Origin of the sequence: Streptomyces sp. NK08204 (assembly GCF_020400585.1) — a bacterium.
GTDB lineage: Bacteria > Actinomycetota > Actinomycetes > Streptomycetales > Streptomycetaceae > Streptomyces.
On the sequence record NZ_JAINVF010000041.1, the window covers coordinates 1 to 26,977 of the forward strand.

Annotated in this window: 27 protein-coding genes and 7 pseudogenes; 18 read left to right on the forward strand and 16 right to left on the reverse strand. The window is 69.0% G+C overall.

What is annotated here, in order from left to right; genetic code table 11:
* The first annotated feature begins 128 nt into the window (after positions 1 to 128).
* Together K7G59_RS33325 and K7G59_RS33330 are read left to right on the forward strand one after the other, a co-directional pair.
* Positions 129 to 1,373: an MFS transporter gene (locus tag K7G59_RS33325; protein WP_225840437.1), complete on the forward strand. Its 1,245-nt coding sequence runs from the start codon at positions 129 to 131 to the stop codon at positions 1,371 to 1,373.
* 91 nt (positions 1,374 to 1,464) lie between these two features.
* On the forward strand, positions 1,465 to 2,064 hold the full coding sequence (locus tag K7G59_RS33330) for a cysteine hydrolase family protein (protein ID WP_225840438.1): 600 nt from the start codon (positions 1,465 to 1,467) through the stop codon (positions 2,062 to 2,064).
* A 141-nt stretch (positions 2,065 to 2,205) separates the two neighbouring features.
* On the opposite strand, the pseudogene K7G59_RS33335 reads toward K7G59_RS33330, so the two are convergent.
* Positions 2,206 to 2,916 (reverse strand): annotated as a pseudogene (locus K7G59_RS33335) (Tn3 family transposase); the annotation flags it as partial.
* A gap of 127 nt (positions 2,917 to 3,043) precedes the next feature.
* On the opposite strand from K7G59_RS33335, the gene K7G59_RS33340 reads away from it, so the two are divergent.
* Positions 3,044 to 3,517: a hypothetical protein gene (locus K7G59_RS33340; RefSeq protein WP_225840439.1), complete on the forward strand. Its 474-nt coding sequence runs from the start codon at positions 3,044 to 3,046 to the stop codon at positions 3,515 to 3,517.
* Here the strand turns inward: K7G59_RS33340 and K7G59_RS33345 are convergent.
* The 3 genes from K7G59_RS33345 to K7G59_RS33355 all read right to left on the reverse strand — a co-directional run bounded on the left by K7G59_RS33345 (position 3,442) and on the right by K7G59_RS33355 (position 6,084).
* Complete coding sequence (locus K7G59_RS33345) at positions 3,442 to 4,854, reverse strand: site-specific integrase (RefSeq protein ID WP_225840440.1); 1,413 nt, start codon at positions 4,852 to 4,854, stop codon at positions 3,442 to 3,444. The genes K7G59_RS33340 and K7G59_RS33345 overlap by 76 nt on opposite strands.
* A 113-nt stretch (positions 4,855 to 4,967) precedes the next feature.
* Positions 4,968 to 5,534 carry a hypothetical protein gene (locus K7G59_RS33350; RefSeq protein ID WP_225840441.1) on the reverse strand — a complete coding sequence of 189 codons (567 nt, stop codon included), beginning with the start codon at positions 5,532 to 5,534 and terminating at the stop codon, positions 4,968 to 4,970.
* A 4-nt stretch (positions 5,535 to 5,538) separates the two neighbouring features.
* On the reverse strand, positions 5,539 to 6,084 hold the full coding sequence (locus K7G59_RS33355; RefSeq protein WP_308295120.1) for a tyrosine-type recombinase/integrase: 546 nt from the start codon (positions 6,082 to 6,084) through the stop codon (positions 5,539 to 5,541).
* A gap of 160 nt (positions 6,085 to 6,244) precedes the next feature.
* On the opposite strand from K7G59_RS33355, the pseudogene K7G59_RS33360 reads away from it, so the two are divergent.
* A pseudogene (locus K7G59_RS33360) lies at positions 6,245 to 6,676 on the forward strand (IS21 family transposase); the annotation flags it as partial.
* Between the two features lie 831 nt (positions 6,677 to 7,507).
* Here the strand turns inward: K7G59_RS33360 and K7G59_RS33370 are convergent.
* From K7G59_RS33370 to K7G59_RS33385, 4 genes are all read right to left on the reverse strand, one after another.
* Positions 7,508 to 8,068 carry a GNAT family N-acetyltransferase gene (locus K7G59_RS33370; protein ID WP_225840443.1) on the reverse strand — a complete coding sequence of 187 codons (561 nt, stop codon included), beginning with the start codon at positions 8,066 to 8,068 and terminating at the stop codon, positions 7,508 to 7,510.
* Between the two features lie 10 nt (positions 8,069 to 8,078).
* On the reverse strand, positions 8,079 to 9,551 hold the full coding sequence (locus K7G59_RS33375; RefSeq protein WP_225840444.1) for a DUF4259 domain-containing protein: 1,473 nt from the start codon (positions 9,549 to 9,551) through the stop codon (positions 8,079 to 8,081).
* 173 nt (positions 9,552 to 9,724) lie between these two features.
* Positions 9,725 to 10,522 carry a hypothetical protein gene (locus tag K7G59_RS33380; protein ID WP_225840445.1) on the reverse strand — a complete coding sequence of 266 codons (798 nt, stop codon included), beginning with the start codon at positions 10,520 to 10,522 and terminating at the stop codon, positions 9,725 to 9,727.
* 347 nt (positions 10,523 to 10,869) lie between these two features.
* Positions 10,870 to 11,448 (reverse strand): Ku protein, encoded by a 579-nt coding sequence (locus K7G59_RS33385; RefSeq protein ID WP_225840446.1) that lies wholly within the window; start codon positions 11,446 to 11,448, stop codon positions 10,870 to 10,872.
* A 152-nt stretch (positions 11,449 to 11,600) separates the two neighbouring features.
* On the opposite strand from K7G59_RS33385, the gene K7G59_RS33390 reads away from it, so the two are divergent.
* A complete protein-coding gene (locus K7G59_RS33390) occupies positions 11,601 to 11,849 on the forward strand; it encodes a hypothetical protein (protein WP_225840447.1) in 249 nt (82 codons plus the stop codon).
* A gap of 13 nt (positions 11,850 to 11,862) precedes the next feature.
* Here the strand turns inward: K7G59_RS33390 and K7G59_RS33395 are convergent, their stop codons facing one another.
* Together K7G59_RS33395 and K7G59_RS33400 are read right to left on the reverse strand one after the other, a co-directional pair.
* Positions 11,863 to 12,012 (reverse strand): hypothetical protein, encoded by a 150-nt coding sequence (locus tag K7G59_RS33395; RefSeq protein WP_225840448.1) that lies wholly within the window; start codon positions 12,010 to 12,012, stop codon positions 11,863 to 11,865.
* A gap of 48 nt (positions 12,013 to 12,060) precedes the next feature.
* Positions 12,061 to 12,222, reverse strand: a complete 162-nt coding sequence (locus K7G59_RS33400) for a hypothetical protein (RefSeq protein ID WP_225840449.1) — start codon at positions 12,220 to 12,222, stop codon at positions 12,061 to 12,063.
* Positions 12,223 to 12,335: 113 nt separating this feature from the next.
* Between K7G59_RS33400 and K7G59_RS33405 the strand changes: the two genes are divergently transcribed.
* Complete coding sequence (locus K7G59_RS33405) at positions 12,336 to 12,605, forward strand: hypothetical protein (protein ID WP_225840450.1); 270 nt, start codon at positions 12,336 to 12,338, stop codon at positions 12,603 to 12,605.
* 306 nt (positions 12,606 to 12,911) lie between these two features.
* Positions 12,912 to 13,070, forward strand: coding sequence for a hypothetical protein (locus K7G59_RS33410; RefSeq protein WP_225840451.1), 159 nt, complete (start codon positions 12,912 to 12,914; stop codon positions 13,068 to 13,070).
* Between the two features lie 141 nt (positions 13,071 to 13,211).
* Here the strand turns inward: K7G59_RS33410 and K7G59_RS33415 are convergent, their stop codons facing one another.
* Positions 13,212 to 14,192: a GlxA family transcriptional regulator gene (locus K7G59_RS33415; protein ID WP_225840452.1), complete on the reverse strand. Its 981-nt coding sequence runs from the start codon at positions 14,190 to 14,192 to the stop codon at positions 13,212 to 13,214.
* A 128-nt stretch (positions 14,193 to 14,320) separates the two neighbouring features.
* Between K7G59_RS33415 and K7G59_RS33420 the strand changes: the two genes are divergently transcribed.
* The 4 genes and pseudogenes from K7G59_RS33420 to K7G59_RS35485 all read left to right on the forward strand — a co-directional run.
* Positions 14,321 to 15,286, forward strand: a complete 966-nt coding sequence (locus tag K7G59_RS33420; protein WP_225840463.1) for an NADP-dependent oxidoreductase — start codon at positions 14,321 to 14,323, stop codon at positions 15,284 to 15,286.
* Between the two features lie 30 nt (positions 15,287 to 15,316).
* On the forward strand, positions 15,317 to 15,637 hold the full coding sequence (locus K7G59_RS33425; protein WP_225840453.1) for an NIPSNAP family protein: 321 nt from the start codon (positions 15,317 to 15,319) through the stop codon (positions 15,635 to 15,637).
* Positions 15,638 to 15,711: 74 nt separating this feature from the next.
* Positions 15,712 to 16,698 carry a hypothetical protein gene (locus tag K7G59_RS33430; protein WP_225840454.1) on the forward strand — a complete coding sequence of 329 codons (987 nt, stop codon included), beginning with the start codon at positions 15,712 to 15,714 and terminating at the stop codon, positions 16,696 to 16,698.
* A 193-nt stretch (positions 16,699 to 16,891) separates the two neighbouring features.
* A pseudogene (locus K7G59_RS35485) lies at positions 16,892 to 17,329 on the forward strand (recombinase family protein); the annotation flags it as partial.
* A gap of 305 nt (positions 17,330 to 17,634) precedes the next feature.
* Here the strand turns inward: K7G59_RS35485 and K7G59_RS33440 are convergent.
* Positions 17,635 to 18,738: an IS481 family transposase gene (locus K7G59_RS33440; RefSeq protein ID WP_225840456.1), complete on the reverse strand. Its 1,104-nt coding sequence runs from the start codon at positions 18,736 to 18,738 to the stop codon at positions 17,635 to 17,637.
* 49 nt (positions 18,739 to 18,787) lie between these two features.
* Positions 18,788 to 19,186, reverse strand: a complete 399-nt coding sequence (locus K7G59_RS33445) for a glyoxalase/bleomycin resistance/extradiol dioxygenase family protein (protein ID WP_225840457.1) — start codon at positions 19,184 to 19,186, stop codon at positions 18,788 to 18,790.
* 92 nt (positions 19,187 to 19,278) lie between these two features.
* Here K7G59_RS33445 and K7G59_RS33450 point away from each other — a divergent pair, with 92 nt between their 5' ends.
* A complete protein-coding gene (locus K7G59_RS33450; RefSeq protein ID WP_225840458.1) occupies positions 19,279 to 20,268 on the forward strand; it encodes a YafY family protein in 990 nt (329 codons plus the stop codon).
* Between the two features lie 66 nt (positions 20,269 to 20,334).
* On the opposite strand, the pseudogene K7G59_RS33455 reads toward K7G59_RS33450, so the two are convergent.
* A pseudogene (locus K7G59_RS33455) lies at positions 20,335 to 20,544 on the reverse strand (IS630 family transposase); the annotation flags it as partial.
* Between the two features lie 270 nt (positions 20,545 to 20,814).
* Between K7G59_RS33455 and K7G59_RS33460 the strand changes: the two are divergent.
* From K7G59_RS33460 to K7G59_RS33470, 4 genes and pseudogenes are all read left to right on the forward strand, one after another.
* Positions 20,815 to 21,108: a hypothetical protein gene (locus K7G59_RS33460; RefSeq protein WP_225840465.1), complete on the forward strand. Its 294-nt coding sequence runs from the start codon at positions 20,815 to 20,817 to the stop codon at positions 21,106 to 21,108.
* A gap of 335 nt (positions 21,109 to 21,443) precedes the next feature.
* The gene (locus K7G59_RS33465) at positions 21,444 to 22,562 is read left to right on the forward strand and encodes a DUF6183 family protein (RefSeq protein WP_225840459.1); all 1,119 of its coding nucleotides are present in this window, start codon (positions 21,444 to 21,446) and stop codon (positions 22,560 to 22,562) included.
* Between the two features lie 52 nt (positions 22,563 to 22,614).
* Positions 22,615 to 22,753: pseudogene (locus tag K7G59_RS35490) on the forward strand (IS701 family transposase); the annotation flags it as partial.
* A 34-nt stretch (positions 22,754 to 22,787) separates the two neighbouring features.
* Positions 22,788 to 23,471, forward strand: a complete 684-nt coding sequence (locus K7G59_RS33470; RefSeq protein ID WP_374114322.1) for an IS5 family transposase — start codon at positions 22,788 to 22,790, stop codon at positions 23,469 to 23,471.
* Here K7G59_RS33470 and K7G59_RS33475 read toward each other — a convergent pair.
* Complete coding sequence (locus K7G59_RS33475; protein ID WP_225840460.1) at positions 23,431 to 23,637, reverse strand: hypothetical protein; 207 nt, start codon at positions 23,635 to 23,637, stop codon at positions 23,431 to 23,433. The genes K7G59_RS33470 and K7G59_RS33475 overlap by 41 nt on opposite strands.
* A 604-nt stretch (positions 23,638 to 24,241) precedes the next feature.
* On the opposite strand from K7G59_RS33475, the pseudogene K7G59_RS33480 reads away from it, so the two are divergent.
* Together K7G59_RS33480 and K7G59_RS33485 are read left to right on the forward strand one after the other, a co-directional pair.
* Positions 24,242 to 25,007 (forward strand): annotated as a pseudogene (locus K7G59_RS33480) (transposase).
* Between the two features lie 113 nt (positions 25,008 to 25,120).
* Positions 25,121 to 26,259: pseudogene (locus K7G59_RS33485) on the forward strand (IS630 family transposase).
* Here K7G59_RS33485 and K7G59_RS33490 read toward each other — a convergent pair.
* A partial coding sequence (locus tag K7G59_RS33490) for a transposase (RefSeq protein ID WP_225840461.1) occupies positions 26,213 to 26,977 on the reverse strand: 765 nt, incomplete at its 5' end. The pseudogene K7G59_RS33485 and the gene K7G59_RS33490 overlap by 47 nt on opposite strands.

Here is a 26,977-nt window from a genome sequence, read left to right on the forward strand (position 1 = left end):
TAGTGAACAACTGGTAGTTGTGGATTGTTGGCAGGTCAGTTGTTTGACCTGCTGTTGTCCTGCCCGCTTATCTCTCATCGGTCAACGTCAGTTTGTTCGGGTGGGACCTCAAGGGGAGTGCGCTGAGCATGGTGGGCAGGAGACGGTTGGGCCGGCAGTTCGGCTGGCTGTGGGCGTCATATGCGGTGAGCGCCTACGGGTCCGGGCTGGGGTTCGGGGCATTGCCGCTGATCGCCGTGCTGGTGCTGCATGCCGGACCCGCTGAGGTGTCCGCACTGTCCGCGGTGGGGCCTGCGGTGGGTGCGCTGATCGCGGTGCCGCTCGCGCCGTGGGTGGAGTTCCGGCGTAAGCGCCCGGTCATGATCATGATGGACCTGACCCGGTTTACGGCCATGGCGACGATCCCTGTCGCCTACGCCTTCGGATGGCTCAGTTTTGTCCAGCTGCTCGTGGTCTCGGCCGTGGTCGCCGCAGCCAAGATCGCCTTCAACGCGGCCAGCGGCGCCTACCTCAAGGCCCTCGTCCGACCGGACGACCTGCTCGTCGCCAACGCGCGGTTCGAGTCCACGAACTGGAGCTCCATCGCGGTGGGGCCACCGCTGGGCGGGGCGGCGATCGGCCTGTTCGGGCCGGTCACCACCGTGGTGGCCGACGCGCTCAGCTACCTGCTCTCCGCGCTGGGCATCACCGCGATCCGCGGCCACGAAGAAGCAACGCGAACGACCGACAAGGGCCCGGTCCGGGCGGGCGCGCTGCTCGACGGCTGGCGACACATCATGGGCCACCCCGGTCTGCGGTCGCTCTACCTCAACAACATGCTCGTCGGCGGTCTGATCATGGCCACCGAGCCGCTACTGGCCGTGCTCCTGCTTCGCCAGCTCGGGTTCCCGCCCTGGCAGTACGCCCTCGCCTTCGCCGCCCCCTGCCTCGGCGGACTCATCGGCTCCCGGCTGGCCCGCCGTGTCGTGGCCCGCTACGGCCGGCACCGGGTCTTCCGGACCGTCGGCACCCTGCGTGCCATCTGGCTGATCGGCCTGGCCTTCGTCCGTCCCGGCGTCGTCGGCCTCGTCACCGTGATGGCCGTCGAGCTGGCAATCATCATCAACATGAGCCTGTACACCCCGGTACTCGCCACCTACCGGCTCGAACACACCCCCAAGCATCTCGTCGCCCGCACCCTGTCGGCCTGGTCGATCGGCCAGCAGGCGTCCATCGCCGTCCTCACCGCACTCGCCGGGCTGCTCGCCGACATCAGCAGCCCACGCACCGCTCTCACAGTCGCGGGACTGCTCATTCTGGCCACCCCGCTCCTGCTTCCCCGACAGGACCAGACGTCGCAGCGCGAGCCGGAACTGTCCCGCAGCCACTCATGAGGCACCACAACTTGCCACCCGCAGGCCGCAGCCGGTGCGCCGGTGCGCGTCCGCGTCGACCTGGCACACCACCAGCAAGGAGAACACTCGCGTGAGCACTGCCCCCGCACTTGACCCCACCCACACCGCGCTTCTCGTCATGGACTACCAGCCTGCGATCCTGTCCTTTGTGCCCGAAGGCGAGGACCGCAACGCCCTGCTCGGTCGCGTGGAAGGGGCCATCGCCGACGTTCGCGCACATGGCGGCACCATCGCCTACGTACGCGTCGGCTTCACCGAGGCCGACTGGGACGCGATCCCGGCCACCAACAAGTCCTTCGCCCCGCTGGCCCAACACCGCGCCATGCACCACGAGGACCCTGCCACCACCATCCACGTGCGCCTGGCTCCCCAGGACGGCGACATCATCGTGCGCAAGAACCGCTACGGCGGCATGTCCACCACCGACCTCGACCAGCAGCTACGCGAGCGCGGCATCACCACTCTGGTCGTCTCCGGCATCAGTACCAGCGGCGTCGTCCTGTCCACCGTCATCGACGCGGCCGACCGCGACTACCAGCTCTACGTACTGTCCGACGGCGTCGCCGACCCAGACACCGAAGTCCACAACGTCCTGCTCCACCGGGTCTTCCCCTCACGGGCCCACATCATCGACACCACCGAGCTGCACTCCCTGCTCCAGGCTGGCTGACTCGGACCACGAGCCGATCCCACCCACGGCCGCCGCACCCACCCGGTGCGGAGGCCGCCCGCACCCCAGTGCCAGCCCAGCAGCAGCCCGGAGCTTTCACCGCCGAGATAGCCCCGGCGGTGAAAGCCACCCGCACCGGGTTCACGCTTCTTCGGCGGCCTCCGGGTCGCGCAGCGGACGCAGCCCGCCGGGCAGGTCGGGGAGCTGGAAGGAGTACCGGCCGAGCATGTTGATGTGGTGCCGCACAAACGGCGAGAGGCGGGCCACGTCCTCGTCACGGACGTCGAAGCCATCCGCCCGCAGCTGGTTCACCGCAGCGTCCATGTACCGGGTGTTGAACAGCACGAGTGCGTTGAGGACCAGGCCCAGCGCCCCGATCTGGTCCTCCATGCCGTCCTGGTAGCGCTGGTAGAGCTGCCCGTGCCTGCCGTGGAAGATTTTCCGAGCCAGGGAGTGGCGGCCCTCCTGGAGGTTGGCCTGGAGGTTGGCCTGGCTCTTGATCTGCCTGCGGTAGCCGGGCTCGTCGGCCAGGCGCAGGATGTGCAGGGTCTTGGAGATCCGCCCGTAGTGCGCGATCGCGTCGCCGAGCGGGGTGGGGCGCCCGTCCCGCGACAACATGCGGATGACGTCGGACGCGCGCACGGCTCCGGTGTGGATGGAGCCGATGATGCGAAGGATGTCCTCCCAGTGCCGTTCGATCCTGGCAAGGTCGACCCGGCCGCGGGCCGCCTCCTGGAAGGCTCCATAGTCGGCGGTACGGTCGATGCGCCACATCTTCTGGTCCGGCAGGTCGGCGAGCTGCGGGGCCTACGCGAACCCAGCGAGCGTGAGCAGGCCGAAGACGATGTCGCTGTTTATGTGGACAGTTCAAGTTGATCTTCCTTCGGGTTGCCGCTCGGGCCATTGGCGGTGTTGGTGCGGGCCGGAGAAGCCGCGCGCATAGAGTGAGATCTTCGATGGAGTGGCAGGGGTGGAGGCTGTGGAAATCACCGTCCAGTGGATACGGACGTCCTGGACGAAACAGTCCCGCGGAGGAGAGGCCGCCGCCCGTAGGAACGCGGCTCCGGTCGGCTTCGCTGTCCCGTCTGTGCCGCCCTCGTTTGCCCACGTGGTCCGCATGCATGAACGAGACGGCTTCGAGCCCCATGGCGTCGAGGAAGACCTGCGCAAGGTCGACGTCCAGCTTCGCGAAGCCGACGGCCGGCTGCGCGTCCTTCCCCGAGTGCAGCCCCTGTTCGCCATCCCACCTCGGCCGCGACGGCCCCCAGCCGTGCGTCTTGCCTCCGGCCAGTGGGTCCGCTGGCAGCTCAACTACCGTTTCAGCAGCGCGGCGGGTGTGCGGGACTGGTCGTACTGGCTGGACACTTTCAACATCGCCTATGGCCCGGTGGATGCTGACGTGTTCTTGTCGGAGCCCACTGTCCACGTTGACGAGCAAGGACCGCTCCGGTAGCTCCGCCACGGGGTGATCATGCACTGGAGCCGTCCTCCTCCTCTTCCGCGTTGATCGGCTGGCTGAGGTCGGCCAGGAGTCTTTCGATACGTTCGCTGGTGCAGCGGTGGCGTTCGACCTCGCGGTCCCAGCCGCGTTCGGCCGCGTCGCGGGCGAGGGTCAGCTCGACTTCGCGCCGTGCGCGCAGTCGTGGTGCGTATTCGGGTGTGGTGACGAACTTCGCGCAGGTAGAGGTCGCATTCGCAGGGGCCTTCGGCGGGAAGCCGGAGGCAGCGGCCGAGTTCGAGCTCGGTCTTGAAGAAGTTCGTCTTGAGCCAGTCGACCGACGCATCCGGCAGCGTGCCGCTGCGCAGTTCGTCGGCGGCAAGGCCGGCGATCGTGGCGCCGGGGCCGAGCACGGCCTGGTAGTCGCGCAGGACTTCCTGGTCGCTGATCTGCGCATAGACGAGCGCCATGTTCACGGAGGTGTGCCCGAGGACTTTCATGATGGTGTGGAGCTTCGCGCCGCGTTCGGCGAGCTGGGTGCCCACCGTGTGGCGGAACCGGTGGGCCGAGACGGTGCCCCGGCCCGTGCCGCCGCCTCCGCCGGGGCGGACAAGGCCGACGGCCTTGCAGGCGGCCTGGATCGGGGTCTCGAACAGGTAGTACGTCGACAGCAGCTTTCCGTGGCTCATGAACAGGTAGCGGATCTCCTCGCCGATCCGCTCGTCGGTGAACGGCCGCTCCGGTGCGGGTCTGCGCAGGTCGATGACCTTTTGCAGGGCCTCGGCGGCGTCCTCGTGCAGGGGGACGACGCGCTCCTTGTAGGTCTTGCGGCCAGACAGGCGGAGCCGCGCGGTGCCGTCGGGGTAGCGGTCCAGGCAGTCCAGCGGAAGGCGATGGATCTCGGTGCGGCGGGCTCCGGACCAGCGGGCGACCAGCAGGGCGGCCCGCTGAAAAGGGCAGGCGATCGCGTCGATGGCGGGCACCAGCCGGTCGAGGTCCTGCTCGGGGATGAACCGCGGCACTTTCTGCGGGTACTTCGGTGCGTCGCCGGCGCCGATGAGGGTGTGGCCGGGCACGTCGTCGTACTGCCAGAGCGCGGTGTCCCGGAAGAACTGCGACAACCCGGAGATCCGCTGGATCCGCGACATGACGCCCAGCGGTTTGCCCGTGGTCGGGGCCGGTGCCTCGGCGATGTGGCCGATCCAGTCCAGACAGTGCTGGCGCGTGACGTCGGCGAAGATTTTAATGCCGGGATGGTGCTCGCCGAGCCACTGCCCGAAGAAACCCGCACCGCAAGCTCCAGCTTCTCCACCGTCGAAGGCGCGTCGGTCAGCCTGTGGGCCGCGAGCCACTTCTCCGCGACGGCCTGCATCCGAGGAGGCAGAGCCAGGGGCGGCTTCCACGACGGCATCAGCTTGCGCGGCTGGACGGCGATCTGGCCTCGGTGGAAGAGCACCACCTCCAGCTAGTGCAGGTGCGTGATCCAGCACTTCGCCGGGCCCTCGTAGAACTGCTCGGCCGATGGGTAGAAGGCCGCGAACTCCGGGTCCTCGGGGAAGAGCCGGATCGCCTCCAGAACCTCGGCGACATGTTCGCTGGTGATGTCGGCGACGTCCGTCAGGCCGTTGCGGAGCACGATCCGGGCCACCGACCAGTGCATCGCCTGCTTCGCCGCAGGGCCGCTGTAGCCAAGGGCGATCGCCTCCTCAACCAGCGCCGCGGTGCCCAGGTCGATCCCGGCGAGCACGGCCTGGTCGTGGACACGCAGCTGGCCGACGGCGAACATCCACCGGTAGTCGAACGTCGCGTATCCACGCAGGCCGAGGTAGGTCAGGTAGGGCCGGGCCTTGTGCGAGGCGGGGAACGATGGGCGGTGGAAGGACTCGCCAGGCAGTCGGCCCACCCGCTCGGCCAGCGGCTCGGCGAACCACGTCGCAAGGTCCGGCCATCGTTCGCGGAAGGCTCGGTAGTAGCGCAGTTTGGCGTTGAGGTAGTGGTGGTTGAAGCCGTCCTGGCCGCGGACGAACCTCACATACTCATGGTCGGGCCAGTGGCGTGGGCGCTGCCGGCGGACCGGATCCGGGCTGGCGGCCATGGCTGCTGTGGAGGTCGGGCCGCCCCTCATGAGGTGGCCTTGCGCGGCTTGCCCAGGGCGTCCAGGGCCTGGTGGTAGTCGGCGACGACGGCAGGGTCGGAAACCCGGGGTAAAGACGAGTCGACTCTGGCGAGGCGTGACCGAGTCGCTTCTGCAGCGTCAGCTCCCGCATCCCGCCCTCCCACATGCGGGTCGCGTGAGTGTGGCGCAGGGCATGCGGGGTCACCCAGGGCTCGCGGATGCCAGCCCGGGAGCATGCCCGGGAGAACATCCGCACCAGCCCGTCGTAGCCGAGCGGCTCCAGCCGACGGGTGCCGCGGCCGCCGAGGAGGAACACCAGCCGGCTGTCGGCGTCCTGCGGCCGCTCGTTCATCACGTAGGCGCTGAGCGTGGCCAGGGTGTCCGCCTCATGCAGGTCCACGACCCGCTCCTGGCGGGACTTCGACCGGGCGCCCTTGGGATGGTCGTCACGATGCCGGACCACCACGCGCCGCCGTCCGTAGGCCAGATCATCAAGGTGCAGGTGTCGGCGAACACGTGAACGCGCATAGCCGCGTACGGATGAACGTGCAGAGTTCGTGATGTACTGAGGGCCGCCGCTCGGCACTCTGCTGCCTGTTGTTCGAGGTCGCAGAGAGGGGTAGCCCGTGGTCCTGGATCCGGAACGCTGGCTGGAACTGCGGCGCTTTCGCGGCCTGGTCGAGACCGGAGCCATGAGCCTGTCGGAGGTAGCCAAGGAGACCGGTCTCAACTGGCGGACGGTCAGCAAGTACTTGTCCGCCGAAGCGCCTGTGTCGCCACCACGCCGGTCGCCGAACGGGCGGTCGCGGGCGAGAGTGATCGACGAGTTCGCGCCGCTGGTCGACTCAATGCTGCGGGCGGAGATCCTCATGAAGGCCGCCGTGATCCACGAGCGGCTCGCAGGCGAGTACGGGTTCTCCGGAAACTACCAGCGGACCAAGCTCTATGTTCAGGAAGCCCGCCCGCGGATCGCCGAGGAACTCGGCATTTCGCCGAAGGAATTGGCAGGCATGCACCGCCGCTTCGAGGTAATCCCCGGAGCCCAGGCCCAGTGGGACCGGTGCACCCTGCCTGACCTCGCACTTAGCTGTGACCTGCGCTCTCGCTTCCCGTCTCAGCCCGAGCGGGCCCGTCTCAGCCCGCCGGACGGCCGATCGAGGCGGCACCGTGTTCCCGCGGGAACACAGCACGGGAACACCATTGCCCGACCGGCTCAACCTGCAAGTTCCCCGCAGCACACCCCGGTCTTGATCAGGTGAACCGGATTGGCCAGAAGCCACTCCTGTTGTAGTCGCCATCGGCGGCTTGCGCGCGGGTCGACTTCGGCGAGGACGAGTGCCTCCGTGTAGGCGCCCTGCGGGGGCACCTTGACCGCCTTCCGCCACGGGCCGAAATACCGGGCCGACCAGTCGGTGACGGCCTGCTCGGCGGAGACCACGGTGACGGCTGCGCCGGCGAGGGGTGTGGGCCGTCGACTCCAGCCGCGCCTTGGCGGCGGGGCTGGAGTTTCGGCCTCTCGGACACCATCCACGACACGTGGCAGTGGTGGGCCGGAGACGGGCGCCACGTGGACCACCCGCGGTGGGCGGAACACGGGATCGCCCCGGAGAAGGAAGCGAAGATTCTCGCCTCCCTGTGATCAGGCCTCGATCGCGAGGAGGCCCACGTGCGGGCCGATCCGGTGCGGCGGGGAGATCCGGGTGTACTCCTCGATCCGCTCCCGCAGCGTCGTCGGGAGCTGCGCCCCGTGGTACTCGGGCTGAGGGCCGACGAACTTGACGTCCTGATAAGGCCCATCAGGGAGGCCCTAGACGTCTATGACCTCGGAGCAGACGCGGACATCCAGCCGCGGCGACTCGAGGAACTCAACGACGACGCGGAGGCGCTGCTCAGGCTATGGTCTGGGCAGTACGCCATTCCCGATCGAGCATGGAGTGCACGACCGAGTCACGCCAGCGCCCGGCCTTGTAGACGTGCTCGCGGATGATGCCTTCTTCGGTCATCCCTGCCGCCATCATGGTCTTCGCTGACGCCTTGTTGACCGGGGAACGGGCCCCCCAGATGCGGTGCAGTCCCAACCCCTCGAATCCCAGAGCAAGAAGGAGGCGCACGGTTTCGAGACCGTAGCCGATTCCCCATGCGTCCGGGCGCAGCGCGAAGCCGAAAGTGGCTGCGCGCTGCTGGTGAGGGTCGGTGGCCAGGCGACCGAACCCGATCAGTTGGGCTGTGTCCCGCTCTATGACGGCAAGCGCGTACTCGGAACGTGGCGTGTCCGTTGCTGCGGCGATGGAACGCGCCACGATCTGAGCGACCTGTTCACGCGTGCGTGGCTCGAACGAGAGATGTTCCGTAGCCTCGGGGCTGCCGTAGATGGCGAGCACCGCGTCAACGTCATCGATGGTGAGTTCGCGCAAATCCAGGCGTGCGCTGGACCACTTGACCGGGTGCATGCCCCGGACTTTACCCGCGCGGCAGGGCTGGCCGGCTGACGGGGAACGCCTCGATCTCAGCGCGGAGGTCTCGTGCAGTGATGGCGTCGTGTGCGGGACTGTGCATGAGGGCCCGACGGACGCGCAGGGCAGAGACGACGATGCCGTTATTGCGGTGCGAGACCGGGAGGTCCAGGACTGGGCGGATCGCTTCTGCGGCGCCCTCGACATCGCCGCTGAAGAGTCGGATCATCGCCAGGTCGCACTGAGAACCGGCGAGGTCTCCGAAGGCCCAGTTCGGGGACGTGGGATCGCTGAAGCCCTGCACGGCTCGCTCGGCCTGTGCCGCAAGCTGGGCATCGCCGTGCCCGAGCAGAGCCTCCGACTCCACCATGTAATAGAGCTGCTTCTCCGGCGGGTACGTGAGCAGGCCGCCGAGCTGGTCCAGGTCGTCGAGTACCACACGTTCACGCCTGTCGGCGGCCTGGAGGTTCGCGATGCGCACGCTCTCCTCATCGCCAAGGGCCGCGGCGGCACGAGCCTGAAGACCCAGGAGCCACAGACCGACAGTGCCCCGCAGGCTCGCCGCGGTCTCGGCGCCCTGACTGGCGTAGTGGTAGGCGTCCCCTGGTTTGTCGGCCCAGTAGGCGATGAGCGACTTCAGGCCCTCAGTGAGGGCGATGAGCCCCGGATGCTCGGCGTCTCGCGCGCACGCTGCGGCCACTCGAGTCATGGTCAACGCCTGGTGCGGAACCTCCATGTCGTTGAAGCCCTTGGCGACGAGGAACGACAGCACGGCCGCCTTGACGTTGAGGTCACGGAGCTGTGACGGCCGTACCCTGCCGCCCTCCAGAAGACAGAAGACCTGGTTCTGCGTCTCCAGGAGGTCGCCCCAGATCTCGCCCAGGGGCTCCCGGGGATACGCGACGACCAGGCGATGCACCTCGTCATCGAGCAGGCCGAGCGTGTCGTCGCCTACAGCCTCGCGATCTTTGCCCAGCAGGAAGTCCTTCGCGCGTTGTACAGCCATCGCGCCCGTCCTTTTCATCTCGTTCAGGTCCACATCGGCGTCGATATGGAGTTGACTCGGTGACGCGCCAGCTAGAGGAAGGAAGTTCGGCCTGGAGCCCTCGGGGACATCAGTCCAGAGGTTGTCGATGCTGTACCCGAGCATCTCCACGATCACAGGCCGGAAGACCCGCACGACTTGGTCCAGGGCGTCGACGGCGAGCGTTCGAAGGTCTGCTGGTAGCTCCGGTAGCGAGTCTGACGGGCCGTAGTTCGAAGACGCCGGCTCCCCGTCAGGGTGCTGTGCGACAACCAGGGCGGCCGCCGCCACTGCTCGCTCGCCGTCCGAGGTGTCCAGGTGGTCAGCAGGGTCGGCGGCGCGTGTGAGCGCGCCGCAGATCATGGATTCGCGTTCTTCCAATGCCGCCTCGTCCAGGTCACCGCCGAAGTCGGCGGCGGTGTCGTTGTCGAAGGGGCCGATGTCCCAGGTGCCCATGTCTCTCCTCGGGTGGCCGTCTGGAGATCGTCGCACTGGCCACCGACAGGGAGGTCAGGAGGCAAGCAGCACCCGCTTGCGCAGGAGCTTGAAGCCGGCGCGTCCGTATATCTGTCCCTCGGCCGCCGCAACTCCCGCCGCATCCGGGAACGAGCTGCGGACGGCCCTTGCCGTCAGCGCTGGCGGAGTTCCTCCGCCCAGTCCCGGAGCCGGTCCTCGAGGACCAGGTTGTCGCCGCGGGCCACGGTCTGTAGCAGCTGGGCGCACATGATCGCTTCGGCGGCGAGGCCGGCCGGGCTGCCCAGGAGCGGGAAGGCGGCGCGGACGCGGGCGGCGGTGCCCGGCTGAAGCAGTGTGTAGGCGTAGAGCGTGGCGGCGTCGAACCCCTCCGGCGCGCGGCCCCAGCCCTCCCAGTCCAAGAGCCGCAGGGGCGACGCGGTGAGGTTCGCCCAGTGCACGTCGGAGTGGGCGGTGGTCCAGCAGGTGACGGCGGGTGCCGGGATGCCGATGAACTGGGGGATCGCCCGGTCCATGTACTGCTGTCGTACGGCGACGCGGTCCGTGTTCACGGCCGACACCTTCTCCAGTGTCCTGGCGAGCTCCTGCCACCAGGAGTCCGGCAGCTGGGCCTCGTGCTGGAGGATCGGATCGTCGGACAGGACCGGCTGGTCGACGCGCACCGACAGCTCCGCCCGGTAGGCGGTGCCATCGTCGACGGCGTCGTGGACGGCCAGGAGAGCGGGACGGTGCCCGTCCAGGTCACCGAAGGCCTGCTGGGCGTCGAGGGCGCCGTCCCACAGCTTCCCCGACGCCTTGTCCTCTGGCGCGGACACCAGCCGCAGCCACGCAGGTCGGCCGTCGGCGGTGCGGGCCGGCGCACCCAGGGTGCGCCCCGCCCACCCCCAGAACTCCTTACCCGGCTCAACTCGTATGGCCAGGGCCTTGGCGGCGCGGGCGTGGTGGGCGCGCATGTGGCGTTCGGTGTCCGGGGCAGGGGGAGGCGAGTACACCAGTGATCTCCCGCAACTGGGCGGCGGTCAGGGAGGGTTGGGCGACGGCGTCGGCCACCTGGCTCCAGTGTGGCAAACGGAGGAGGCCCGCCGGGGCCGAGCAGCGTCTGTGACTGTCAGCCAGTGATAGCCGGCCGGATCAGGGTCATGGCCGAGGCCGTGACGATGGGTGCGCCCGCTCAGCAGCTTTGACGCTCGCCTCCAGTGCTGCCATCAAATCCAGCGCCGGAGCAGGCTTGGCCGGCTCAATGTGCTCACCGCCGGTGACCTTGGTGTCCACGAGCTGCTCGAGGGCGTGGGCGTATTCGTCACAGTACTTCGGCCAGTTCCAGCTCCTGGTCGGTGACCGGGGTGGGGGGTGCGGGGTCCCCGGGGTCGCGCAGTTCGTCCTGCCACAGGAGCGTCTGGAGGACGAGCATGCCGTGGCGGGGGCGGAGCAGCGCCAGGCGCTCGCGGCCGCGCAGGGCGACCTTGGCCACGGCGACGTGGCCGGTGCGGGCGAGTGCCTCGACGAGCAGGGCATACGGTCGGTCGCCGCCCGGTCCGGGACCGGCGAAGTAGGGCCGGCTGAAGCTGATGGGGTCGATGTCCTCGAAGGGCACGAAGCCGAGCACGTCGATGGTCTGCCTGGTGGGCAGAGGCAGGTGTGCGAGGTCCTCGTCCGTGATCGGCACCACGCGCCCGTCTGCCAGGGCAAAGCCCCTGCCTACCTGTTCGTAGGGGATCTCCCGGTTCTCGGCCCTGCAGAAGCGCCGGTGCTCCACGCGGCTGCCGTCAGCGAGATGCACCTCGTGAAGGCGCACGGGATGCTCATGCGTGGCCGCGTACAACCGGACCGGAACGGCGACCAACCCGACCTGGACCACCCCCGACCACGTGGCCTTCATGCATCCAGAGTCATCCGCCAGCGGATGGCACGCATCCCGGTCGCGGGCTGCCCCGTCTGATCACCATCCGGTCTCCCCGAGAGTTGTCGTAGTGGTACCCGATCAGGCGATATGTGCGATCGTCGGCCCGTCACACCCGCCGCTTAGGATCCATGCTCGTGGCCGAGGTACCCGATGAACTGATCACCCTGGAGCGATCCGCCGAGGAAGAGCGCGCGAAGCTCGCGGGCCTCACCGGTGACGAGTACGACACCCAGTGGCGGCGCTGGCGCGAGGCCTCCCAGACGGTACAGGCGGCCATCACCGCGCATGCGGAAGCCGCCGAAGCCAACCGATACGAGCTGGAGCAGGCCGTGAAGAAGGCCGTCCGGCACGCCCAGGAAGACCCCGCCGGCGATTAGCCGCCGCCCTGGCCTACCCCTGATCCGGCCAGGAAGCCAGCACGTCACCGGTGTCCTGGTCGGTGAGGCTGACGCGGGCGTCGGGCATGCTGCCGTACTCGCCGACCCACCGCCGGAACTTCTCCCCCGCCACCTCCCCGAGGTTCCACCAGCCGTGCTGCACCGGCCGGCCACCAGAGGCGAGCAGCAGATGGTAGCGCCCGGGACTGGGTCACGCGAGGCGGATCCCCTCGCGCACGATCGCGGCCTTCGCCTCCAGCTCGCTCAGCTGGTAGTGGACCGACGCCCTGCTCCGCATGCCGACGGCAGCCCCGAGCGGCTGCATCGTCGGCGCCTGCCCGTGATCAGCGATGTGCCGGCGGGCGCAGCGCACGATGCGCTCCGGTGTGTCCTGTCGCGTTGAAGGTTGAGTGATCTCACTGAAGTTTGAGTGCCGGTGCTTGAGCCTCGGAAATCCATGTGAACGTACCCTCCACCGGATGCACCATGCCGACCGCCCGCCGCCGGGGCGGGTTCTCTGATGGCGTGGTGTTGGCTGTGCCTGGTGATCCGCGCGCGGACCGGCCGGCGGAGACCGACGACGTGCGTCTCGGCCTGGTCGCCGGTTTCCCCGGCCTCGGCGAGCGCCCGGTAGATGGAGGCGACCGAAGGGTGCTGTCCGGCGTTCTTGCCGGTCTTGATGGTCAGCTTCTTGGCGATCTCGGGGACGAGGACGCCACGGTTTTTCAGCACGAGGGGGTCTGGTGTGAATGGTGAATTGGGTACTCGTGCCGGTCGGCGGCCGATGACCATAGCGTAGATCATCGGGCAGGTCTGGCTCCGGCGGGATGCAGGGTTCGGCTGCGCCCACGACCGGCCCCCGCCTACGATCCGTCAGCAGGTCGGCACGCCGTGAGAAGGCGGGAGGGCGCGGGGGATGCAGGAGCGGCAGTGGATCATCGCCCGCCGGAGCGAACTGTGCGCTCTCGCCGATGAGTTGGCCAAGCAGCTCCAGGAGGTCCAGGCCGAGCGGGATGAACTGGCGATCGCGGAGCGGGTGCTGAACCGCGGCCGGCCGCGGCGTTGGACCAGGCCGTCAAGCTCACCGGCGACAGCAAGACCGACACCATCAACCGGGCCCTGCAGATTTACGCCCACCTGGAGAAGGTCATCCAAGACGGCGGCACCCTGTACACCCGGCCGGCCGGCAGCGACGAGCTCGAGCGCCTCTTCTTCGTTTGAACGCCTTACCGCGGTTCTGTGGTCACGTACCGCCTGACCGCCACCCCGCCCCGGCGGCCTGTGCTCCACCCGAGCCGGTCGCCGGGGCGTTCGCCATCGTGACGGCACAAGGGCATGGTCAGCCCTGACCCGGCTGGGTGGTCACCGTGCCGTCATCGGCTCCGGTGCGCTGTGAGCGCGACGGTAGGCCAGTGGTGACAGGCCCAGGTACGTGTGGAAGTGCTTGCGCAGGGCGACGGGGTCGCCGAAGCCGCAGACGGTGGCGATCCGTGCGACGGTCAGGTCGGTGGACTCCAGCAGCAGGCGCGCGTGCGCCAGCCGCCGCTGCGCCAGCCACTTCAGCGGGCTGCTGCCCACCTCACTGCGGAACCGCCGGGTGAAGGTGCGCACGCTCATGTGCGCGTGCCGGGCCATGTCCTCCAGTGTGACCGGCTCGGCCAGCCGGTCCAGCGCCCACTGCCGGGTCGCCGAAGTGGAACGGTCGGTGTCCTGCGGAACCGGGTGCTCGATGAACTGCGCCTGCCCGCCCTCGCGCCACGGCGCCACGACGCAGCGCCGCGCGGCGGCCGAGGCCACCGCCGCCCCGTGGTCCAGACGGACCAGGTGCAGGCACAGGTCGATGCCGGCCGCTCCGCCGGCGGACGTAAGGATGCGTCCGTTGTCGACGAACAATACGTCCGGATCGACCTCGACGTCGGGGAACAGCCGCGCCAGCGCGTCACACAGCCCCCAGTGCGTGGTGGCCCGCTGACCGTCCAGCAGACCGGCCGCCGCGAGCAGGAAGGCCGAGGTGCACAGGCTGACGATGCGGGTTTGCGGCCCTATCCGGTCCAGCGCCGCGGCGAGTTCCTCGGGGAGCGCGCCGGTCGCGAGCAGCTGCTCGCTGGGCTCTTGCGTGGCGAGAACGACGGTGTCCGCGGTCTCCAGCACCGACTCGTCGTGGTCGACGATGATCCGGTAGTCCTCGTGCGTGCGCACCGGCCGGCCGCCGAGGGAACAGGTGCTGACGGAGTACAGAGGGGTCCCATCCGGTTCACAGGCCTCGTTGAACACCCGGGCCGGGATGCCCAGGTCCAGCGGCTGGACTCCGTCGAGGGCGAGAACGACAACACGATGCGTCATGGCCGGAATGGTACGACAGATGTCCTCCCGGCCACTCACCCGCCTCTGCGGGCACACGCCACTGTTTCTTGTGCCGGGACCGCGGTCCCGGCGAAAGAAAGCGTGAGACGGACATGAGCGAGGACAACATGAGTGAGCACACGATGCGGGCAGTCACCATCAGCGAGTTCGGCGGAGCGGAGGTGCTGACCGTCGAGGAGGTCGCGCGCCCCGAGCCGCTGCCGACCGAGGTGCTGGTACGGGTGCACGCGGCCGGCGTCAACCCGGTGGACTGGAAGACCCGCGAGGGCCAGGGCATGGCGGGGCTGCAGACGCTCCCGCTGATCCTGGGCTGGGACGTGTCCGGTGTCGTCGAGGAGGTCGGTTTCGGCGTCACCACCCTGAAGGTCGGCGACGAGGTGTACGGCATGCCGTGGTTCCCGCGCGCCGCCGGCGGCTACGCCGAGTACGTGACCGCGCCGGCCCGCCAATGGGCCCGCAAGCCGGCCACCCTGGACCACGTGCACGCGGCCGCCGTGCCGCTGGCGGCGCTGACCGCCTGGCAGGCCGTGGTCGACACCGCTCACGTCCAGGCCGGCCAGCGTGTCCTGATCACGGCCGCCGCCGGCGGGGTGGGCCACTTCGCGGTCCAGTTCGCCCGGCACCTGGGCGCCCACGTGATCGCCACCGCCAGCGAGGCACGCCACCCCTGGCTCAAGGAACTCGGCGCCGACGAGACCATCGACTACACCACCACCCGCTTCGAGGACGTCGTCAAGCACGTCGACGTCGTCATCGACCTGGTGGGCGACGCCCATGACCAGACCAGCACCCGCTCGCTGAAGGTCCTGCGCCCCGGTGGCCTGCTGGTTGCCGTCCCGGCCGGTGTCTCCCCGGAACTGGCCCAGGCCGCCGAGGCGGCCGGGGTGCGGGTCACCCCGTACCTGGTCGAGCCGGACGGTCCCGCGCTGGCCACGATCGCAGACCTGATCGAGGAGGGCGAGGTCGCCGTCGAGGTGGAGGAGACCTTCCCGCTGGAGCAGGCCGGCGCGGCCCACGCCCGCGTCGAGGCCGGCCGCACCCGCGGCAAGGTCGTCCTCACCGTGACCGACTGACCTTCCCTGCAAACAGTCAGGAGCAGCACCGTGTACTACGAGATCCGCCGCTACCAGGCGCAGCCCGGACGCCGCCAGGAGTGGGTGCGCTACATGGAGGACGTGGTCATCCCGTTCCAGGCCTCGCTGGGCATGGACGTGACCGCCTCCTTCGTCGACGCCCAGGACGCGGACGGCTACGTGTGGATCCGCCGGTTCGAGGACGAGGCCCAGAGCGATGCCCTGTACACAGCCGTGTACGAGCACGACCGCTGGAAGAACGAGATCGGCCCGGTCGTCTACGGCCTGCTGATCCCCGAGAAGTCCGTCGTCACCCGCGTGGTCCCCACCCCGGCTTCACCCCTGCGGTGACCTGGCTTGCGGCCGCTTCATCCGCCACCGCACCGCACAGCGCAGCACAACAGCGAAGAGAAGGAACCCAACCCATGAGTAAGAAACTCAACCTCGCTGCGGCCGTAGCTGCTGCAGCGGCCGTCTTCGTGTCGGCCCCCTACGCGTCGGCCGCCGCGGGGCGGGAACACGCCAAGCCCATCGTCACGGACGTCAAGACCGTGGCCCCGTTCGACTGGTCCGCCGGGGAGGTACCGGAGAACATCACCGTCAACCCGGACAGCACCCTGACGGTCTCGATGCTGGGCAGCTACGCCGGCAAGCGGCCGGAGCTGGTGCGGGTGAGCGCCAACGGGCAGCACAAGACTGTGCTGGTGACCGGCGTCCTCGGTGACGGCTTCACCGGGAACACCCGTGGCAGCGACAGGACCATCTACTACAACGTGTGGTCCAAGGACGCCTCGCGCGCAGGAGTGTGGAAGCTGCCCCCGGGCGGCCACCCCAGCCGCCTCGCGGCCCTGCCCGCGGACGGCCTGCCGAACGGGCTCGCGATCGACCCTTCCGGACACATACTCTACGTCTCCGACAGCTACAAGGGCACGATCTGGGCCGTCCCGGTCGCAGGGGGCCAGGCCAGGGCGTGGCTGACCGACCAGGCTCTCGCGCCGGTCCCGACGGCTTCGATACCGATAGGCGTCAACGGGCTGCGCTACCACAACGGGGCGGTATGGGTCACGAACTTCAACAAAAGCACCCTTCTGCGGGTTCCCGTGACCGCTGCCGGGAAGCCGGGCCGCATCCACCAGGTGACCGGTGGTGAGGTGGGCATTGACGACTTCAATTTCCTCTCTGCCCGCTCCGACATTGTGTTCACCGCGCGGAACACGACGAACAAGGTGGACGTGGTCTACCCGAACGGCACGAAGGTCACCGTGCTCACTGCGGCCGACGGGCTGGCCAGCCCCACCGCCACCGCCGTACGCGGCCACGAGCTGTACATCACCGATGCCTCGCTTGCCGCCCCGCACCACGCGCAGCTGCAGGGTGGCCGGATCAACCTCGCGGGGTTGCAGGGCAGCTGACCGTGCAGCGCCGGAGCCACGGCCTCACACTTCGCCGCTCCCCGGCCTCGCCGGGGGGGCGGCGTCGGCGTGCCGTCCGCACGCCGACCGAGCGCGGCAGTTGTCGCAGTGATCGGCGGTCGCCTGTACGCTCAGCGTGCCGACCCCCGCCGTACGGAAACCGGGGTCGGTGTGGACGGAGCTGCCCCGGCCGGTGAGTGCCGGCGCCGAACCAGTCAGGCACGTCCGCCTCGGGTACGCCCGCGCCTCGACCGCCCGGCAGTCCCTCGACGCGCAGCTCGACTCCCTCGCCGAGGCCGGAGTGACGCGGGTCTTCTCGGAGAAGATCTCCACCCGCGCCACGAAGCGCCCCGAGCTGGAGGCCGCCGTGAAGTTCGCCGGAGAGATCCGCTCCTCCGGCGTCGCCGTGACCCTCGTCGTCCACGAGCACAAGCGGCTCGGCCGTGGCATCGAGCTCGCCGTGCTCGCCGAGGAGCTGAAGGCGAGCGACGTCGGCCTGGAGTTCCTGACAGGGGAGCTGAAGGGCTCACACGACCCGTCCGGGATCGTGTTCACCGTGCTCGCCGCGATGTGCGGGATGGAGCGCGAGTACATCCGCGACCGCACCCTCGAAGGCCACGAGTCCGCCCGCAAGCGCGGCAAGACCATCGGCGGCGCGGGCGTCACCGACGACTCCATGCTGTCCATGGCCCTGCACCTACGCGCCCAGGAGATGAGCCTGCGCGACACCTCGTCGTCCAGGAAGAAGAACCGCTCCAGCTCGGGTCTTGTCGGCTCCTCGGCGAAATTCCCGTACGCCTCAGCCTGCACATCAGTCAGAAATGGCACCGGCATGCGGCGGACGGTAGCCATGCCCCGACAGTGATCGAGGATCTTCCTCCGAACCCCCGCACCAGACCGATCATCTGTGCTAGATGTGGTGTCTCGGGACCTTGGTTACGCGAAGTCCTCGAAGGTGAGCTGCTGCGGGATGTCCGCGAGTGGTTCGGGCGGCTGGTCGAAGACGATCCGGTAGTCGCTCCCGGCGGTCCGGCTGATGGGCGGTCGGCCGCCGAGTGCGGCGTGCGGCCGCTCGTGGTTGTAGTAGTTCACGAACTCCGCGAGTGCGGCGCGGCGTTCACGCTCGGTTGTGTAGTCGCGGACGTACTCCGACTTGCGGGAGAGCATCCCGTTATACCTCTCCACCTTCCCGTTCGTGCGCGGGGTGTACGGCCTGGTCCGCTTGTGCTTCGTACTGGTCGCGGCGAGCGCGTCAGCCCAGGTCGTAGACCGGTAGCACGCGCCGTTGTCGGTGAGGCAGCGGCGGATCAGTGTGATGCTGTGGGCGGCGAAGAAGGCAACGGCCCGGTGCCAGAAGGCGACCGCGATGACGGCCTTCTCATCGTCCAGGGCCACGGTGTAGGCGAGCCGGGAGTGGTCGTCGAGCGCCGAATGCAGGTACGTGTATCCGACCTTGCCGGTGCCGGGACCGGTGCGTTTGGAGGCGCGGGCGGACTCGGTGCCGACGCCGTGCATCCGCCAGCCGCCGCCGGTCGGGATGCGTCCGACCTTCTTGACGTCGACGTGGACCAGGTCGCCGACCCGGTCGTGCTCGTAGCGGATGACCTCGCGCAGCTGCTCGCCGGTCGGTGGATCGAGGTCCCGGAGCCGGTTGAGTCCTCGCCTCACCAGGATGCGGTGGACGGTCGTGGGCGCGAGTGTGACGCCGTGCAGCCGCTGCAGGTCGGCGGCGAGCCGGGCTGGCCCGTGCTTGGTCTGCCGCCGCAGCGCCTCCACCAGGTCAGCGATGTCCCCGGAGGTGCGGGCGGGGCTGGTGGCGGGGCGGGAGGAGCGGTCGAGTAATCCGTTCTCGCCGTGCGCGCGCCAGCGGGCGTACCACGTGGCCAGGCAGCGGCGGGAGATCCCGGCTTCCGCAGCCACGTGCGCGATCGGACGTCCGGCGTCGATCCGCAGACACAAGCGCAGACGTCCTTCGAGGGTCAGCGGTGCGTTCCGATGTGCCCTGCTGGTGGCGCTCCCGGACTGGGCGGCCGCGTTCACCGGGAGCCCTGGGGTCTCGGGGCTCCCGTTTGAGCGGCTGTGCGTGGCGTCAGCGTGCGAACTTTTCGATGGCCACTGGGGTGACGGGGGTGAAGAAGTTGACGAGGTTGCCGTCGGGGTCACGGAACAGCAGCGACCGGTTGCCCCAGGGCATCGTGGTGGGCTCGGTGACGAAGTCGGTGATGAAGCCGGTCAGGTTCTGGTGAACGCGGTCCACGTCGTCGACGAGGAACTCGATGATCACGCTGTGGTTGTCCGCCGGGCGGGCAGAGCCCGGGGCGAACAGCGGGACGGTGCGGGTGTCGGCGATCGCGAGGGTGGCGCCCGCGGTCGTGAGTTCGGCGAAGTCCTCGGTGGCCCACGTTGCCTGCGCCCCTGTGGCTCGCTCGTAGAACTCGACGAGGCGCGCTACGTCGCTGGTGATGATGCGGATCGAGATGAAGTCCATGGGGATCTCCTTGTTGTGCTGGAGGCGTGCACGTCGCAGACTAGGAGAAATAGTGGACAAAATCGGTCCTGTATTCGCGTTAGGCTGCGAACGTGCCTCGACCCACCGGCCGCGTGCTGACACTCCTGGAGCTGCTGCAGTCGGGCGGCACCCGGACGGTGGCCGAACTCGCCGACCGGCTCGGCGTCGAAGGGCGCACTGTGCGGCGGTATGTGGACCAGCTGATCGACCTGGACGTCCCCGTGGAGTCGGTGCGCGGCCGCTACGGCGGGTACCGGCTGGCTCCCGGGTACCGCTTGCCTCCGCTCATGCTCAGCGACGACGAGGCGCTGGCCGTGCTGCTCGGCCTGGTCGCCGGCCGCCGGGCAGGGCTGACGACGACGGAGCGCACGGCAAACGAGACGGCGTCAGCGAAGATCCGGCGGGTGCTGCCCAAGCACATCGCCCGCCGGCTCGACACACTCCTGGAAGCTCTCGCCTTCACGGATCAGGCCGGCGAGTTGGACCACCCGGACGCCGAGGTCCTGCTCACCATCGCCGATGCGGTGCGCCACCGCCGACCGGTCTCGATCCGCTACACCGACCGCGACGGACGGCGCAGCGAACGCACGCTGCACGCGTACGGGATCGTCGCCCATGCGGGTCGGTGGTACGTGACGGGCCAGGACGCCCGGATCGGCGAGGACCGAACCTTCCGGCTCGATCGCATCGCAGCCGCGAGGGCCCTGCCCGGCTCATTCGAAGCACCTGTGGGTCCCGGTCCGGCACAGCGCGTGCTGTCAGCCTTCGCCACGGCCGAGTACCGGCATGAGGTGACCTTGCGGATCCACGGGACAGTTGAGCAGATCCGCGCGCACCTCCCCGCCAGCGTCGCGAGCCTGGAGGAGCCCGAGCCCGCGGCCGGCCAGGACCCGGCGGCCGAGCACTGGCTGCGCGTCGAGCTACGGGCGCAGCACCTCGACTGGTTGCCTCGGGTACTCGCCTCACTCGACCGGCCGTTCGTCATCGAGCGTCCGGATGAACTACGCGACCTCGTCATCGCGCTCGCCGATCGCCTCGCGTCCTACGCCCGCCAAGCCTGACCGCGAGTAACCAATGTCATGAGATGGCACAGCTAGTGCTCTGACCGCATTGGTTCGCCGGGTCGTTTAGGCCGCGGTGGTGAGGGGGCGTCCTCCCCAGCGGATGCCTTTCTCGCTTCGGATGCGGGCGCGCTCTTTGCGTTCGGCGGCCAGGACGTCGCGGTGGCGGGTGTTGGCGTTGCGCCAGCGCAGGTATGCGTGCAGGGCCCGGGTCTGCACGGTGTGGTTGGGGTGGTTCGAGTTGGCGATGGTGAACTGCCGAAGCGGTCCGAAGTGTTCCGCTGGTCCCCACGGCCGGGTGCGCTATGGGAGCGCGGCGATGCGGGACCGGTTGATGCTACTCGATCGGGATCCTCATGTGGTGGGGCTGGCGTGCTATCCGCTGGAGTTCGTGTGGCGGGAGGGCGAGCGGATTGTGGCGCATGCTCCGCAGCTGGCCGCGCGTGGCGCCGACGGGGGGCACGTGCTCGTTGACTGTCTCGGTCCGGGTGGGCTGTCACGCCAACTGGACAGCAGAGCACGTGTGTTGCGCGGTGTGCGCAGGAGGTGGGGTGGCAGTACCGGGTGGAGCCTTCGGCGGATCCGGTGACGGTGGGCAACGTGCGGTGGCTGTCGGGTTACCGCCATCCCCGCTGCGCAGGCGGGGTCCGTCCCGGCGCGCTGGTTGAGGCCTTCACGTATCCGCGCCCCTTGGCCGAGGGGGCTGCTGCGCTCGGGGATGTGATCCAGACGCTGCCTGCTGTCTATCACGGCCTGTGGAGCGGGAAGCTGACTGCTTCGCTGGATCGGCCGCTCACCGCCGGCACCCTGGTCGCCGTGGCCGGCCGGAAAGCGCGGTGAGCGGCGCGCCATGCAGTGGAGGTGGGTGACCAAGTCCGTTTCGAACGCGTCACCGATGACCTGCTCGGGCGGACGGACCAGTGAGGTGGTGCACCACTTGTTCTCGGCCGTCGGCCCTGGGCGGGCGGCGCGCGCGCCGCTTCGGCCGCCCGCGGGTGGATCACATCGTGTGGGCGCCCCGCTGCCGGCCGCATGACGGCGTACGAGCCGCGTCACCCTACTTCACCGATGTCAGCGTTTCAAAGCAACCCGAACTCCCCTGTAACACGATGCGCTGACCCGGTGTCGGAACGAGACGGCCGCCCGCACAGCATGTCGACGTAGAGTTAAGGATCATGGAAGAGCCCGAGGAGAATCTGGCCTCCCTCGTATGGGGCCAGGCCGAGCAGCGCGCCGCGCAAGGTGACATCTCGTTCGTGCGCAGGCTGGGGTCAGAGCTGGCCGACCGGCATGCCGCCGCCAGCGAACAGGTGCGGGCCTACGAACGCCAACTCGCCCACGTCATACGTGTGCTCGCGCTCACGCCGGGCCACGACAGCCTGACACAACTGCTGCGGCTTCTCGAGGACAAACCCCCCACAGGAACGCACCCCGACCTGCGGGCTCCCTTCGTCGCCTCGCTCCTGGCAGAGCATCAGCAGGTCCCCGACCTGGTCGCCACCGTCTTCGACCGGCGTGAGTGGAAGAAGCTGGACGAACTGCGCGCCTGCCTCTACCACGAACTCCTGCTCCGCGGCGCGGACACCGACACCCACGGGCCCCTGCGCGACTGGACTCTTGTACGACCCGGCTGGCACCCTCTGGCCTGGCTTCCGACACACCGCCGCGACTTCGAAGCCGGCGTGAAATTTCCCAACCGTTCCTTGCGCGGCTCCGCACGCGGAGCGTCGTCCCAGCTGCCCACCACGGGCCGGATGGATCCACCCACACCACGCTCGTTCGAACCGTCCGCCCTCCACAACGTCGCCACTGTCGACGTGTACGAGACGATCGTCGCTGCTCCGCAGGCAGGCGGCTGGGGTGCCTGCGAAGCCTGGGTCTTCCTGCTGGACGAGGCCATCACGCCCGACCAGGTGCCCGCCCTACTGCCGACCCTGCCCATGGCCTGCATGGACGGACTCGGCCCGACGGATCGTTTCGAGATCGCAGCCCGCCCGATGAAGGACGTCTGGCACCTGCTATTCGAAACCGCCTCGATGGGAGGCATGTACAGCTCGGGCGTGCACGGCGCCTTCGGAAGGCTGTGGGCATGGCGCTCGATGGCGGCCCTCAGCGGCGCTCCGGCAAACGCGACCGCGCCGGAGGTGGAGCAGCTCGTTCTGCAGAGTACGTGGTTCCACTTCGAAGCCGCCGCAGAGTGGTTCCACAACGACATCGGCTCCGACTACGGCATCGCCGCGCTCTCCCCTGACCGCCGCCGGATAGCCGTGCTGGCAGCGACGGACACCGACTAGCAGGACTCCGTTACGTCTTCCTGCCGGGCCTGTTCGGGGGCATGGTGAGTATGTGGACACACATGAAGTGAACCGTGTTCGGGCGAAGTTAGCGTTATTCGTGGCTGATGTGTTCGCCTCGGTGCCGCGGAAGGACCAGCGGGGCCGAGGGCGACTGCTACCTGGGGGGACCCGGCCTGGCTGGAACGCGGCCATGGCCGCCCGGAGTCCTATGGCCACTGGCAGATGATGGACGCGGTCTTCTACCTGCTCGACGGCGGCATCAAGTGGCGGGCGATGCCGGCCGACTTCCCGCCCTGGGACCGTGTGTATGCCTTCTGGCGGCGCTTCAGGGACCGCGGCTGGATCGCCGAGCTGCACGACCGGCTACGCGGAGCCGTCCGCGAGGCGGCCTGGCGGGACCCGGAGCCGACCGCGGGCATCATCGACTCCCCGACCGTCCGCTCCACCCCCACCGTCCCGGGCACTACCAGCGGCTACGACGGCGGAAAGCGGACCGTGGGCCGGAAACGCCATCTGGTCTGCGATGTCCTGGGCCTGGTGCTGGCCGTGCTGGTCACCCCCGCCGATGCCGGGGACCGCAGCGCCGGGCAGGAGCTGCTGGCCAAGGTCGCCGCCCGGCACCACCGCCATCAGGCTGATCTGGGCCGATGCCGGCTACACCGGCTTCCTGGTCGCCTGGTGCATCACCGTGCTGGGACTGGCGCTGCAGATCGTCAAGCGCAACGACGACGTGAGCGGGTTTCAGTGCTGCCGCGCCGGTGGATCATCGAGCGGACCAACGCCTGGATCTGCCGCACCCGCCGACTGGATAGGGACTACGAACGCCGCTGCGATTCCTCCGAGGCGATGATCTACTGGTCGATGGTCATGCTGATGACACGCCGGCTGGCCCGTCGGCCAGCATGAACCGGCCCGCCTCAGTCTGGGTGACCCAGCCGCGATCGGCCAGGCGGCGGGCCCGGGAGCGCACCACCCCCTCGATCTTGGACGGGGTCAGCTCGATCCCCATCGCGATGGCGATCTGCTTGCAGGTCATCGGCGGCTGGTCATGGCGGCGGGCGTCGGCCAGCACCGACAGGATGCGCTGGTAATGACTGTCCCGCTAATCCCTGGCTGCGCAGGCGTGGGACTGGCAGGATGACGGCCATGACCGCATACCGAAGGGCCGATGCCGCGTAGACGGCCTGGCGCCCTGCGCGCCCAACAACATGGTCCTCGCGTCTGGGAGGACCCGCCGCCGAGTCGGATCCACGGGCTCTCTGCCCTTACCAGCCTGGCGATACATCGAGTGGAGCGCCTCTCGAGCGACTATTACGTCTTCCCCGGCGCTACGGCCCTCGCGTTGCGGCGTTATCAAGCGTTCTTGCAACCGCCGGGGCGGCGGCCCTTGTATCCCCAGGACGCACACTGCTCGTGCCGCGGTTGTTCCTTCGACGATGTGAGGCATGCCCGCGACGTCCTTGAGGAGGTTCTGCAACGGCTGCCCTCACGGTCCCGCGCCGAGCTGAAGCGCCAAGTGGCCTACCTGGACACCGTCTACCTTGAGCGCACTCTGCCTGATCCCTTCGCCGATCGCCGGCAGTGGTGTGCTGACCTCTGGTGGCATCGCCGCCTCACGGTAGGCGGGGAGGCCATGTGAGGTTCGTGGTCCGATCCAGAACTGAGAGGATCACAACGTGACTGGTGTGATCACGGCGTCGAAGCCCTCCTGGATAGACCCGTTCACCGGTCTGAGCCCACGCTGCTTCGGGAAGCTGGTGACCATGCTGCGGCGCGAGGGTGCGGATGCGGTCCGCAAGGGCCGGCCGTGGAGCCTTCCGCTGGAGGACCGGGCACTGCTGGTTGCGGCGTACTGGCGCACGAACTTGACGATGCGCCAGCTCGCCCTCTGTTTGGGGTCTCCAAGTCGGCCGCGGACCGCATCATCGACCACCTCGGGCCGATGCTCGCGCTCCAGCCCCGCAAGCGGTTCGCCAAGGACACCGTGCTCATCGTGGACGGCACCCTGGTCCCCACCCGCGACCACACAGTGGCCGAGCAGTCCAAGAACTATCGGTACTCCACCAACCACCAGGTCGTCGTCGACGCCGACACCCGCCTGTTCGTCGTGATCGGCCGGCCCTGCCCGGGAACCGCAACGACTGCAAGGCATGGGAGGAATCCGGCGCCAAGGCCGCCGTCGGCAAGACGCTCACCATCGCCGACGGCGGCTACCCAGGCACAGGACTCGTGATGCCGCACCGCCGCCGCAAGGGCGAAGACCTGCCCGAGTGGAAGGAGGCGCACAACAAATCCCACAAGCGGGTCCGCGCCCGTGTCGAGCACGTCTTCGCCCGGATGAAGACCTGGAAGATCCTCCGCGATTGCCGCCTCAGAGGCGACGGGGTCCACCACGCCATGCTCGGCATCGCCCGCATGCACAACCTCGCCCTCGCCGGATAGGCGAGCGGACCGCACCGCGACCGGCCCTGCCCCGGCGACTCAAAGATCATTAACGGGCCACAGCCATTAGTCTTCTGAGTCGGGAATTCTGTTCATATGTGTAGGGTTGCGGGGTGGCGCGTACTGGGCGGCCGAAGGCCGAGTTGATCCTGTCGGACGAGGAACGGGCTGCGCTGGAGGGGTGGGTGCGGCGCCGTTCCACTCCGCAGGCGTGGGCTCTGCGGTGCCGGATCATCCTGGCCTGCGCGTCCGGCGCGTCGAACAAGGATGTGGCCGCCCAGCTCGGCTCGACACCGCATGCGGTGGGCCGGTGGCGGGCGCGGTTCATCGAACACCGGATTGCCGGCCTGGGTGACATGCCGCGGTCCGGCGGACCCAGGACGGTCACCGACGAGCAGGTCGCCGCCGTGGTGACCAAGACGCTGGAGAGCACGCCGAAGAACGCCACGCACTGGTCGACGAGGGCGATGGCCAAGGAGATGGGCCTGTCGCAGTCGACCGTGTCGCGGATCTGGCGGGCGTTCGGCCTGCAGCCGCACCGCTCGCAGACGTTCAAGCTGTCGACGGACCCGTACTTCGTCGACAAGGTCCACGATGTCGTCGGCCTCTACCTGGACCCGCCCGAGCGGGCGCTGGTGTTCTGCGTGGACGAGAAGTCGCAGATCCAGGCACTGGACCGCTCCCAGCCGGTGCTGCCGATGATGCCGGGTGTCCCGCAGCGGGTCACCCACGACTACGTGCGGGCGGGCACCACGACGCTGTTCGCCGCGCTGGAGGGGCCACGGGGAAAGTGATCGGCTCCCTGCACCGCCGGCACCGGGCCGAGGAGTTCAAGAAGTTCCTCATCAAGCTGGACCAGGAGGTCCCGCAGGGCCTGGACGTGCACCTGGTGCTGGACAACTACGCCACCCACAAAACCCCGGCCATCAAGACCTGGCTGCCGGCCCACCCACGCTTCCACCCGCACTTCACACCCACCGGGTCCTCCTGGCTCAACCTGGTGGAACGCTGGTTCGCGGAGCTGACCAACAAGCAGATCCGACGAGGCGTCCACCGATCCGTGCAAGCCCTGGAGAAGGACATCCGCGCCTGGATCGCCGCATGGAACACCGACCCCAGGCCCTACGTCTGGACGAAGACCGCAGACCAGATCCTCGAACGCCTCGCCGGGGCTGTCCGGCCGGAGGCCGGGCAGCCCTTGTTCGCTATGCGGTGGCCGGGGCGAGTTGCCAGCTGCCGCCGGTGCGCGTGAGCCCGAGGTTGACCAGTCGACGGAGGTTCAGGGCGGCGGCTCGGGTGTGGAGCCAGGTGTTGTTGGCGATGGTTCCGCGGTAGCGCAGGCGGCGGTTGCCGTGCTGGACGAGCCAGGCGACGGCGCGTTCGACCGGTGGTCTCCAGCGCCGGTAGTCGGCTTGCCAGTCCGGGTCGGTGGCGGCTTGGTGGCGGGCCGCGGCCTGGAGGGCGTGGTGTGGGCGGATGGTCAGGATGCGTCCGGCCCTGGCCTTGGTGCACCGCTCGCGCAGCGGGCATCCGGTGCACAGGTCCTTGAAGGCGGCCTTGCGCTGGTGGTGCTGTCCGCCGGGGTCCGACAGGGCAACCGTGTGCCCGGCGGGGCAGGTCACGAGGGCGGCGGTGGTGTCGATGGCGAAGTCGTCCAGGGTGAAGCCGCCGGGGACGGCGGGCCGCAGCGGGGCGGGCTTGAAGAACAGCCGGTGCCCCGCCTGGTGGAGGGCTTGGCGCGTGTCGCCGGCGGAGTAGGCGGTGTCGCCGAAGGCGTCCACCGGGCTGTCCTCGTCGGCCAGCAGGTCCAGGCCGACGGTGGCCTCGTGGTGCTCGGCTCCGGCGCCGGGCCGCAGAGCCACGGCGGTGTATAAGCCGGTCTCGGGCTCGATGGCCAGGTGGGCCTTGTAGCCGTCCTGCTGGTGGGTGCGCGTCTTGTGGATGTGCCGGGACTCAGGGTCGACGGTGGA